We start from the raw sequence: 10,269 nt of genomic DNA, 5'->3' as shown, positions 1-10,269 counted from the left end.
CCCCAAAACCCGCAGCGGCAAAATCATGCGCCGACTCCTGCGCGACGTCGCCGAAGGACGCGAACTCGGCGACACCTCCACCCTCGTCGACCCGAGCGTCTTCGAGGCGATCCGGGCGGGCAAGGGCTGATCACACAGCGCTGAGCGCGGCCGGTGCCGGGACCCGGTACCGGCCGCACCCGTTAAGATTGCGTCAGGTGTGCCGGGAAGTCTGGTCGGCGAGTGGTCGCGCACCCGTTCAGCCGACGCCGGTGGGTGCCGCGTCCGCGCCGCCCGACCACCGGCCGAAAGGTTTCCCGTGATCACGCGAGTGCGCTCGGAACTGTCCCGCTACCTCCGCACGGAAACCTTCGGCGGCGCACTCCTCCTGATCGCGGCGGCCGGAGCGTTGCTGTGGGTGAACTCGCCGTGGGGAGCCAGTTATCTGACGATCACCGAGACGGTCGTCGCGATACCGCCGCTGCATCTGGAACTGACCCTGGCCGAGTGGACCGAGGACGGTCTGCTCGCGGTGTTCTTCTTCGTCGCAGGCCTGGAGCTCAAACGCGAACTGGTCGTCGGCGAACTCGCCGACCGCAGATGCGCCACGCTGCCGGTCATCGCGGCGATCGGCGGCGTGGTGACGCCCGCGCTGATCGCGGCGGTGGTCGGGTTCGGGATCCCCGGCATGGACCGTGGCTGGGCCATCCCCGTCGCCACCGACATCGCGTTCGCGCTCGCCGTCCTGGCGCTGACCGGTTCACGCATCCCTACGGGCGCGCGGGTCTTCCTCCTCAGCCTGGCCGTGGTCGACGACCTGATGGCCATCGTCCTGATCGCGGTGCTGTTCACCACGACGGTGTCGCTGCTGTGGCTGCTCGTCGCCGCCGGATGCTTCGCCGGGTGGGCATCGGGGCAACGCGCGCGAATCCGCACTCCGTTGCTCTACGTGCCGCTGGCGTTGGTGTCCTGGTACGCGCTGCACGAGGCGGGCATCCATCCCACCCTGGCGGGTGTCGCCCTCGGCCTGCTCACCCGGGTGCGTGCGGATCCCGGTGAATCCGAAGCGCCTGCCACCCGGCTCGAGCACATCTTCCAGCCGGTCTCCGCCGGGTTGTGCGTTCCGCTGTTCGCCCTGTTCGCCTCCGGAGTCCCGTTGAATCCCACGGTCTTCGGTGAGTTGTTCACCGACCGGCTCGCGCTGGCCGTGATTCTCGGCCTGCTGGTGGGCAAACCGCTCGGGATTTTCGGGATGAGCTGGGTGGCAATCCGGTTGGGCGTCGCGACGCGGCCCAGCGGACTCGGCTGGCGGGACATGTTCGCCCTCTCGGTGCTCGGCGCGATCGGCTTCACGGTTAGCCTTCTCGTGGCGGAACTCGCGCTCGCCGATGTCGCGGACGGGTCGGCCGTCGAGTTGGCGAAGGCCGCTGTGTTGGTGACATCAATGGCGGCGTCGCTCGCCGGTTCGGCGCTACTGTTGCGGCGTGGGCGTGTCCACCAGGCTCGGCGGGACGCCCGTGCGCTACAACGTGAACAATACGGCGGCGCGAGCGATCCGCCCGGAGGCGGTAGCCTGCGTGACCACGGAGGGCACCGGGAGCACCGCCGATCGAACGGGAGTTGAAGCAGTGCCGGGACAGGGAGAAGGGTCGACCAAGTGAGTTTCAACCACGGCGGTAACGGGAGCGACGCGGAGCGCGGTCGTACGGTCACCTCCATTCCCCTCACGGATGCCGATCCGCTCGGCAACGCCAGTTTCGGGACGCTGGTACGCGACGCCGCCGAGCAGATGTCGACCCTGGTCCGCGCCGAGGTCGAACTGGCCAAGGCCGAGGTCACCGGCGAGATCAAGAAGGGCCTGCAGGGCAGCGTCTACTTCATCCTCGCGCTCACCGTGCTGCTGTTCAGCACGTTCTTCTTTTTCTTCTTCCTCGGCGAACTGCTCGACGTGTGGCTGGCGCGCTGGGCGGCCTTCCTGATCGTCTTCCTGCTCATGGTCGTCGCCACCGCGGTACTGGCGTTCCTCGGCTACCGGCGGGTGAAGAAACTGCGCGCGCCGGAGAAGACGATCGATTCGCTCAAGCAGGCGCGCACGGTGCTGCCGCACGGCTTGGGCGCGGCCGCGCACGAGGACCGCCTCGCCCTGGAGAAGCAGACTTCCTAGGCGCGCGTGCGCGAGCCGGTACGGCGGCTACTAGGCTCGATCGGCGTGTCGGCGAACTTGCTCCCGGATCCGTCCAGCGTCCGTTACGACGGACCGTGGACGCATAGGGACGTGCACGCCAACGGCATCCGCTTCCACGTCGTGGACGCGGCGCCCGAACGGTCCGACGCACCGCTGGTCGTGTTGCTGCACGGCTTCGGCGACTTCTGGTGGTCCTGGCGGCACCAACTGACCGGCCTGGCCGAGCTCGGCTACCGCACCGTGGCCGTCGACCTGCGCGGCTACGGCGACAGCGACAAGCCGCCGCGCGGTTACGACGGCTGGACGCTCGCCGGTGACGTCGCCGGGCTGATCCGGGCGCTGGGCTACACCGAGGCGACGCTCGCCGGGCACGCCGAGGGTGGTCTGGTCTGCTGGACCACGGCGGTGCTGCATCCGCGCTTGGTTCGCTCGATCGCGCTGGTGGGCTCGCCGCATCCGTCGGCGTTGAAAAGCTCCGTGCTGCGCAACCGCCGCCAGCGCGCGGCCTGGCTGCCGAACTTCCTTCGCTACCAGCTCCCCCGGTACGGCGAGCACTTGTTGACCACCGCCGACGGCTTCGAAGTGGAACGGCTGCTGCGCCAACGGGTCAGCGCGGGGTGGGCGAACACCGCCGAATTCGTCGACACCGCACAGCGGATGCGGTCGGCGATCCGGATCCCCGGCGCCGCGCATTGCGCACTGGAGTACCAGCGCTGGGCCTTCCGCAGCCAGTGGCGTCCGGACGGCCGCCGGTTCATGGCGACCATGCGCCAACCCATCCGCATCCCCGTCCTGGCCATGCGCGGCGAGCTGGACCCGTACGTACTGCCGGGCACCTTCCGCCGCGACCTCCATCTCTCGCCGGAGCGGCGGCTGGCCGGTATCCCGGCGGCCGGGCACTTCGCCCACCAGGAGAACCCGGACGCCGTGACGAAGGAACTGGTCAAACTCCTCGGCTGAACGCTTCACGTTCCGGCCCGGCCACGGGTTCGCGGCCGGGTCTCGATTCGATGAAAGCGCGTACCCACACCGATCCCGCGCTTCCGCCTTCCCACGTCGCGACCAAGCCCTGCAGCGGAACGAGTTCCGCGACATCGGAATACCACGGCTCCGTTCCGGTGGTACGGCCGACCCGCGTCGCGGATCAGCTCAGCACACAGGCCCCCGTGGCCACCGGCCCATCGGAACGCTGCGAAGCTTCGAGTTCCGAGCGGACTTCGTTGAGCGTCAGCACATAACCGGTGTCGTTGTCGGTCACCGCGGCGCCGAAGACGACCCCGAGCACCTGCCCTTCGGTATCCACCAGCGGCCCACCGGAATTGCCCGCTTGGACGAGCCCGCGGACGGTGTACACCTCACGCTTCACCGTTCCGTCGCGGTAGATGTTCGGGCCGGTCAGATCCAGAGTCTCGCGGATCCGGGCCGCGCTCGCGGTGTACCGGCCACCGCCCGGGTAGCCGAGCACGATGGCGCTGTCGCCGGTACGCGCGGGCGACGGCGCCTGCGGCACGACCGGAGCGGTGAGTCCGGGTACCGAGAGCACCGCGACGTCGGTGAACGGGTCGAACAGCACCACCGAAGCGGGCAGCGAGCCGTAGGCGGTGTCCACGTCGACGCTCGTCGTGCCCGCGACGACGTGAGCGTTGGTCATCACGCGCTCCGGGGCGATCACGAAGCCCGAGCCCTCCAGCGCCCGCTGGCAACTCGGCGCGACACCGCGGATCCGCAGCACGCTCTGCTGCAGCGAGGCGGCGACCGGGCTGGCCAGCACGCTCGGATCCGGTGGTTCCACCGCGGCGATCGGCGCCCGCCCGAACGGCCCGATCACGTCCGGCAGACCGGAGGTGTTGAGCAGCTTGGAGAATTCGTTGGGCAGCTTGCGCAGCCAGTTCGGCGCGACGTCGTTGACGTCGGCCAGCACCCGCGAGCCGTTGATCGCGGTCGCGATGGCCGGCTGTGACGAGGTGGCCAGCGGCAGTGCCAGCAACCACGCGGTGACCAGCACGGCGACCGCCTGCAGCCCCGCGCCGACCACGCTGTCCACGCTGCGCGTGAACGGATGACGCATGCCGCTGCGCGCCGCGCGCCCGAGCACCATGCCCGCGACTTCACCGACGATCACCAGCACCACGATGAGCAGCACGCCGGTGAGCACCCTGGTGCGGCCCTCGTCGACGTGCACCAGGATGTGCGGCGCGATCAGGATGCCCGCGACCGCGCCGAGCACCACGCCGAGGAAGGCGAGCGCGGAGGCCACCGCGCCCTGCCGCCAGCCCGAAGAAGCGGCGAGCAGGGCCAGTAGCACGACGGCGATGTCGAGCCAGGCCGACGAACTCATAACGTCATCCCCACGGCGGCGAGTGCGGTCTGCAGATCACGGACGTCCGCGTGGTCCCACTCGCGATCCCAGCCCGCGGCCTTGCTGATCCCGGCGAGGATGCCGCCGGTCAGGCCCCAGACCAGCATCCCGTCCACCTGGAACGCCGGGCTCTGATAACCGAGGGGGCTGCGAACCAGGAAGCGGTTGGCCGGATCCAGCAGCTGCGCGAGCGGCACGCGCACGACCCGCTCGGTCTCGCTCCGGTCGACCACCTGCACCGCACCCGGCGTACGCCAGTACGCGAGCACCGGCGTCACGTCGAAACGAGAGACCGGCACGAACAGCTTGGGTTGTACCGCGAACGGTTCCACGCCGGAACGGTCGAGGCCGGTTTCCTCGCACGCCTCCCGCAGCGCGGTATCGATCGGCCCGGCATCGCCCGGGTCCGCGGCGCCACCGGGGAAGGCCACCTGGCCGCGATGCTGACGCAGGGTGGAGGCGCGCTGGGTGAGCAGCACCTCCGCGTCGGCGGGCAGTCCGCCGGGGGCGTCCGGGTCGGGCTCCGGCGAGCCGCCGAACAGCACGAGCACCGCCGCTTGACGCGGCTTCGAGGTCACGGTCATGGCGCGGCGCAGCGCACGCGCCCTGGTCGCGGTGTCGGCGCTGTCGAGGGCCGGTTCGGCCGAGCGGGTCAGCCAGTTCGGGATGCCGGGGGGCATTTCGATGGTCATCGCGCACCTCCCCCGCGCATTCGCCCACCGACCCGCGTGCACGCCCGCACCGTCACCTCCACCATTGATTCGTCCACCCGCATCGTCATGCGGCCACTCCGAGCTTGCCCGCGACGGTATTCGCGATGTCATCCACCCCGTCGAAAGCGCGCACCTCGACGTCGGCTATCGAGCCGTCGGCACGCACAAGCACCGAGATCGGCAGCACCGAGGGGGCGCCGACGACCGTGCGCACTCGCGCGTCGGCGTCGAGCACGCCGGGCAATCTCACGTCCAGTCCGCGCAAACGGGACAGTGCCTTGGCCTCATCAGGGTCGCTGTGCACGGTCAGCACCGTAATCGCGTTTCCGGCGCGTTGGGCGTATTGCTGCAAATACGGCAACTCTCTGGCGCACGGTGCGCACCAGTAGGCCCAGAGATTCAGCAGGGCGGGCTTGCCCGCCAGCGCGGCGGCCAGGTCGACCGGTTCGCCGTCCGCCAGACATCCCAGCGTTATCCCGGCCAGCGGACCGTTGCCGGGGGCCGCGCCGCTCGGGCAGTCGGGCAGATGGGCGGCGGCGCGCAGGTCATCGGAGACGCCGGAGGCAACGGGAGCCTGGTGTTGCTCCTCGGTCCGGTCGTCGCCGCGCGGCCACACCGCGACCGCCAGCGCGACCACGACGATCAGACCGGCAAGTGCCCAGCGCCACGCATGTCCCGCACTCCTTCGGCCCGAGGGCTCAGAACTCACCGGCCCACCAGCTCGAGCAGATGCTCCCGCTCCGGCCCCTTCACCAACTTGGCCGCGGCCTCCGGATCGGTCGGCCCGATCCCGAACGACGGACAGTCTTTGACCAGGACGCACGCACCGCACGCCGGCTTGCGGGAATGGCAGACGCGCCGTCCGTGGAAGATCACCCGGTGCGACAGCATCGTCCATTCCTTGCGCTCGATCAGCGCGCCGACGATGTGCTCGACTTTGACCGGGTCCTCCTCGTCGGTCCATCCCCACCGGCGCACCAGGCGACCGAAATGGGTGTCGACCGTGATGCCGGGGACCCCGAACGCGTTACCGAGGATGACGTTGGCGGTCTTGCGCCCGATGCCGGGGAGCTGGACCAGTTCGGTCAGGGTGTGAGGCAATTCACCGTCGTGACGTTCCAGCAGCGCTTGGCCGAGTCCGATCAGGGAGGAGGTCTTGTTCCGGTAGAACCCGGTCGGCCGGATGTATTCCTCCAGCTCCGCGCGATTTGCCTCGGCGTAGGCCCGCGCGTCCGGGTAACGGGCGAACACCGCGGGCGTGGTGAGATTCACGCGCTCGTCGGTGCATTGTGCCGAAAGTATTGTCGCCACCGCCAATTCCAGCGGTGTGGTGAAATCCAGCTCGCAGTGCGCGTCGGGGAAGGCGGTCGCCAGTTCACGGTTCATCCGGCGCGCGCGGCGGACCAGCCCGAGCCGGGTTTCCGCCTGTCGTGCCCTGGTTTTCCGATTCGGAGCCGCGGCGGCGACCGGCGGCGTTCCGGAGGGCTCGGAGCCGGGCGGAAGCCCGTTCCCGGAGGCGGTGGAGGGGGAGACGCGCACGCGTCCACCATACGGAATCGGCAGACAACGTTGTCCTTCCAGTTCAGTTGCCGTGTTCCATCTGAGACCTCGACCGTGTTTACTGCTCGTCATGCAAGGACTCGCTGTGGTGCTCTTCCCAGTGGTGCTGATGCTGTTCGCACTGGGTATGGAGCGGGTCGAGAACCGGCTCCGCAAGCTTCTCGAACCCGACGAAGAGGTTCAGCAGTACCTGGACAAGGCAAGCAACGCCGAGGTGAAGGAGCTGACCAAACTCGGTCTGCCCGCCGCCGTCGCCCGGATGCGCAAGCGCCGCTCCCGCGGCGATGAGATGGACGTGGCCCGCGCCAGCTGACGCGGCGCAAGTGTCGCGCAATCCACTCGTTACGTGGTGTCCGTCACTACGCTGTAGTGAGGCCGCGTAGACTGCGCTGTTGGCCGAGTCGCTTCGGTCCGGTACAGAGCCATTTCCCTAAGGAGCACATTCGTGGACGAGGCCCTCGCCAGAGCAGGCATCTTCCAGGGCGTCGAGCCCACTGCGGTGGCCGCCCTCGCCAAGCAACTTCAGCCGGTTGATTTCCCGCGCGGTCATGTCATCTTCAACGAGGGTGAGCCGGGTGACCGGCTGTACATCATCACGTCCGGCAAGGTGAAGATCGGACGCCGTTCGCCCGATGGGCGCGAGAATCTGCTGACCATCATGGGCCCGTCCGACATGTTCGGCGAGCTGTCCATCTTCGACCCAGGTCCGCGCACTTCCACCGCCACCACGGTGACCGAGGTGCGCGCGGTGACGATGGACCGCGACGCCCTCAAGACCTGGATCGACCAGCGGCCCGAGATCGCCGAGCAACTGCTCCGCGTCCTCGCCCGCCGCCTGCGCCGGACCAACAACAACCTGGCCGACCTGATCTTCACCGACGTGCCCGGCCGCGTCGCCAAGGCGCTGTTGCAGCTCGCACAGCGCTTCGGCACGCAGGAAGCCGGCGCGCTGCGGGTCACCCACGACCTGACCCAGGAGGAGATCGCCCAGCTGGTCGGCGCCTCCCGCGAGACCGTGAACAAGGCGCTCGCCGACTTCGCGCATCGCGGCTGGCTGCGGCTGGAGGGCAAGAGCGTGCTCATCTCCGACTCCGAGCGCCTGGCCCGCCGCGCCCGGTAACACGCCCCGAACGACGAACGCCGGGTTCAGCGCTCCACTGAACCCGGCGTTCCGTTGTTCCTGTCAGCCGTGCACGCGCAGGTAGTCCAGCTGCGCCTGCACCGAACTGCGCGCCGCGGGCCACAGCCGCTCGTCCACATCGGCGTACACGCGCCGTACGACCGCCATCGCGTCCGCATCCGAACCGAGCACCCGCAACGCTTCCCGCACCTGGCCGAGGCGCTCGTGCCGATGGGCGATGTAGTAGCGGGCCACCGGTTCGAGATCAGGATGATCCGGGCCGTGCGCGGGCAGCAACGCCTTGCCCTTGCCCGCTTCCAGCAGCCGGTCCAGCGAGGACAGATAGTCGGCCAGCGCACCACTGCCTGACCCGAGCACGGTGGTACCGGCGCCGAGGATGGTGTCGCCGGTCAGCACCGCGTCATCGAGGACGAAACTGACCGAGTCGTCGGTGTGGCCCGGCGTTTCCAGCACGGTGATCCGCAGGCCCGCGGCCTCGATCACCTCGCCGTCGGCGAAGGCGGCAGCCGAGCCGCGCAGAAAGCCGGAATCCTTGGCGCGCACGGATGTCCCGGTCAGTTCGACCAGATGATCGATCCCGCCGGTGTGGTCGTGGTGGTGGTGGGTGATCAAGGTGAGAGCGACCCGGCCACCGGTGGCCTCGGCGATCGCGGCGCTGTGCGACTCGTCCTTCGGACCCGGGTCCACCACCACACAGTCCGACCGGCCCGCCGCCCGCAGGATCCAGGTGTTGGTTCCCTCCAGGGTCATCTGTCCCGGATTGTCGGCGAGCAGCACCGCCGCCGTCTCGGTGACCTGTCGGAGCTGCCCGTAGGCGGGGTGTGTCAACGTCATCGCAAAACCTCGGATAGAAACGGAGCCGACAGTTCCGGTCTAGCGCACCTCGGCGATCAGTTCGACTTCGACCGGAGTATTCCGGGGAAGTTCGGAGACGCCGACGGCCGAGCGCGCGTGCTTGCCCGCGTCACCGAAGACCTGACCGAGGAACTCCGACGCACCGTTGATCACCACCGGCTGATCGCCGAATCCGGGTGCCGAAGCCACGAATCCGACCACCTTGACGATCCGCACCACCGCGTCCAGCCCGACCAGGTCGTGCACCGCGGCCAGCGCGTTGAGCGCGCACAGCCGAGCCGCTTCCTTGGCCGCCTCCACCGAAACCTCCGCGCCGACCTTGCCGACCGCCGACAGCTCGCCGTTCACGAACGGCAGCTGACCGGAGGTATAGACGAGCGACCCGGTGCGGATCGCGGGAATATAGGCCGCGACCGGTGCCACGACCGGGGGCAGGGTGATTCCGAGCTCGGCGAGGTTCTTCTCCCACTGGGTCACTGCGTCACCCTCCTTCGCTACTTGGGCCGCTTGAGATAGGCGACGTGCTGCTCACCGGTAGGGCCGGGCAGCACGGTGACCAGCTCCCAGCCGTCGGCGCCCCACTGATCGAGAATCTGCTTCGTCGCATGCGTCAGCAGCGGCACGGTCGCGTACTCCCACAAGGTCGTATCACTCATGTGCGAGAGCGTAGCTGTGTCTGATTTGCAGCGCCTTCGGCGCTGCGTGTTCGCGGCCCCTTTGTGGCTCGCGTTTGCGCGACCGCCGCTGGCGACTTCGTCGCGGACGCGGCGGCCGCGCAAACGCGAGCCGGGCCGCGAACGGAACAGGCTCGGTCTCGCTTCGCTCGAAAGACGTGGTTGCGGTGCGCTGGGCGCGTGGGGAGTGGAGCCGCACTACCTCGGTTCGCGGTTGCAATCACCCCGGATTCGGGGTTGCGGTCTCCCGGGGTTTCGCAGTGGTTTTATGGACTGGCGGGGGCATTACTCGACCTCGCCACAGGCGCGGCGGCCGGGCGGTCCGAGGCGCACCGCGAATGAGTGGTCTGTCTCACCTGGCGCGGCGCAGTCGGAACGTATGCCGACTACGGACAGGCTCGGTCTCGCTTCGCTCGAACCTGTGGTTGCGGTGCGCTTGGCGCATGGGGAGCGGAGTCGCATAACACGGATTCGCGGTGGTTCTATTGCTTGGCCGGAGCGCTTTTCGACCCCGGCGCGGGCACGGCGGCCGGGCGGTCCGGGGCGTACCGCGAATGAGTGGTCTGTCTCACCCGGCTCGGTGGGGTCGGCACGATCGCCCGCTACCGGCGCCTGTGTCGGTGAGGGGAGATCTGCTGGTTCGGCGACTGATTTCGTGTGGTTATCGGCGGCTCGCGGAGTGTGCCCGCAACTTATTGCGGTGGCGGGGGCAGGGCTGGGAACCGCTTTTGGATCAGCCCGTCTGGTACGGCCCGTGCCCCGCGGCGGCGAACCAGTTATAGGCTCGCGATCGTGGGAGTACC

The 10,269-nt window shown here is 69.0% G+C and carries 12 protein-coding genes; 5 read left to right on the top strand and 7 right to left on the bottom strand.

What is annotated here, in order from left to right:
• Positions 1 to 298 precede the first annotated feature (298 nt).
• Genes nhaA through ABZ824_RS13455 form a run of 3 tightly spaced genes read left to right on the top strand, consistent with a single transcriptional unit; the run spans position 299 to position 3,124 of the window.
• Positions 299 to 1,603, top strand: a complete 1,305-nt coding sequence (gene nhaA / locus ABZ824_RS13465) for a Na+/H+ antiporter NhaA (protein ID WP_356963460.1) — start codon at positions 299 to 301, stop codon at positions 1,601 to 1,603.
• Between the two features lie 33 nt (positions 1,604 to 1,636).
• Positions 1,637 to 2,143: a phage holin family protein gene (locus ABZ824_RS13460; RefSeq protein ID WP_356963459.1), complete on the top strand. Its 507-nt coding sequence runs from the start codon at positions 1,637 to 1,639 to the stop codon at positions 2,141 to 2,143.
• Positions 2,144 to 2,188: 45 nt separating this feature from the next.
• The gene (locus tag ABZ824_RS13455; RefSeq protein ID WP_355078673.1) at positions 2,189 to 3,124 is read left to right on the top strand and encodes an alpha/beta hydrolase; all 936 of its coding nucleotides are present in this window, start codon (positions 2,189 to 2,191) and stop codon (positions 3,122 to 3,124) included.
• 184 nt (positions 3,125 to 3,308) lie between these two features.
• Here ABZ824_RS13455 and ABZ824_RS13450 read toward each other — a convergent pair whose 3' ends face one another.
• The 4 genes from ABZ824_RS13450 to nth all read right to left on the bottom strand — a co-directional run bounded on the left by ABZ824_RS13450 (position 3,309) and on the right by nth (position 6,643).
• Positions 3,309 to 4,502: a MarP family serine protease gene (locus tag ABZ824_RS13450; RefSeq protein WP_355078674.1), complete on the bottom strand. Its 1,194-nt coding sequence runs from the start codon at positions 4,500 to 4,502 to the stop codon at positions 3,309 to 3,311.
• On the bottom strand, positions 4,499 to 5,215 hold the full coding sequence (locus ABZ824_RS13445) for a CoA pyrophosphatase (RefSeq protein WP_355078675.1): 717 nt from the start codon (positions 5,213 to 5,215) through the stop codon (positions 4,499 to 4,501). Before ABZ824_RS13445 ends, ABZ824_RS13450 begins: the two co-directional genes overlap by 4 nt.
• An 85-nt stretch (positions 5,216 to 5,300) precedes the next feature.
• The gene (locus tag ABZ824_RS13440; RefSeq protein WP_356963458.1) at positions 5,301 to 5,945 is read right to left on the bottom strand and encodes a TlpA disulfide reductase family protein; all 645 of its coding nucleotides are present in this window, start codon (positions 5,943 to 5,945) and stop codon (positions 5,301 to 5,303) included.
• Positions 5,942 to 6,643, bottom strand: coding sequence for an endonuclease III (gene nth, locus ABZ824_RS13435; protein WP_355078736.1), 702 nt, complete (start codon positions 6,641 to 6,643; stop codon positions 5,942 to 5,944). The genes ABZ824_RS13440 and nth overlap by 4 nt, the downstream gene beginning before the upstream one ends.
• 223 nt (positions 6,644 to 6,866) lie before the next feature.
• On the opposite strand from nth, the gene ABZ824_RS13430 reads away from it, so the two are divergent.
• Positions 6,867 to 7,109 (top strand): hypothetical protein, encoded by a 243-nt coding sequence (locus tag ABZ824_RS13430; protein WP_067799616.1) that lies wholly within the window; start codon positions 6,867 to 6,869, stop codon positions 7,107 to 7,109.
• 132 nt (positions 7,110 to 7,241) lie between these two features.
• Positions 7,242 to 7,916, top strand: a complete 675-nt coding sequence (locus ABZ824_RS13425; protein WP_039794544.1) for a Crp/Fnr family transcriptional regulator — start codon at positions 7,242 to 7,244, stop codon at positions 7,914 to 7,916.
• A 63-nt stretch (positions 7,917 to 7,979) separates the two neighbouring features.
• Here ABZ824_RS13425 and ABZ824_RS13420 read toward each other — a convergent pair whose 3' ends face one another.
• The 3 genes from ABZ824_RS13420 to ABZ824_RS13410 are packed head-to-tail and all read right to left on the bottom strand — an operon-like array spanning position 7,980 to position 9,448.
• Positions 7,980 to 8,771, bottom strand: a complete 792-nt coding sequence (locus ABZ824_RS13420) for an MBL fold metallo-hydrolase (protein ID WP_356963457.1) — start codon at positions 8,769 to 8,771, stop codon at positions 7,980 to 7,982.
• A 39-nt stretch (positions 8,772 to 8,810) separates the two neighbouring features.
• Positions 8,811 to 9,269: a RidA family protein gene (locus ABZ824_RS13415; RefSeq protein ID WP_355078678.1), complete on the bottom strand. Its 459-nt coding sequence runs from the start codon at positions 9,267 to 9,269 to the stop codon at positions 8,811 to 8,813.
• A 17-nt stretch (positions 9,270 to 9,286) separates the two neighbouring features.
• Positions 9,287 to 9,448, bottom strand: a complete 162-nt coding sequence (locus ABZ824_RS13410) for a DUF4177 domain-containing protein (protein WP_085994820.1) — start codon at positions 9,446 to 9,448, stop codon at positions 9,287 to 9,289.
• Positions 9,449 to 10,269 lie beyond the last annotated feature (821 nt).

It is taken from the genome of Nocardia sp. NPDC047038, assembly GCF_040644075.1.
Lineage (GTDB): Bacteria > Actinomycetota > Actinomycetes > Mycobacteriales > Mycobacteriaceae > Nocardia > Nocardia sichangensis.
Note: the sequence above shows the minus strand (reverse complement) of the source record. Positions and strands in the feature narration are given on the sequence as shown.

What these genes read in the sequence shown, in the direction of transcription:
- ABZ824_RS13450 (WP_355078674.1), bottom strand. Translation starts at nt 4,502, where the DNA reads ATGAGTTCGTCGGCCTGGCTCGACATCGCCGTCGTGCTACTGGCCCTG.
- ABZ824_RS13420 (WP_356963457.1), bottom strand. Translation starts at nt 8,771, where the DNA reads ATGACGTTGACACACCCCGCCTACGGGCAGCTCCGACAGGTCACCGAG.
- ABZ824_RS13445 (WP_355078675.1), bottom strand. Translation starts at nt 5,215, where the DNA reads ATGACCATCGAAATGCCCCCCGGCATCCCGAACTGGCTGACCCGCTCG.
- ABZ824_RS13430 (WP_067799616.1), top strand. Translation starts at nt 6,867, where the DNA reads ATGCAAGGACTCGCTGTGGTGCTCTTCCCAGTGGTGCTGATGCTGTTC.
- ABZ824_RS13410 (WP_085994820.1), bottom strand. Translation starts at nt 9,448, where the DNA reads ATGAGTGATACGACCTTGTGGGAGTACGCGACCGTGCCGCTGCTGACG.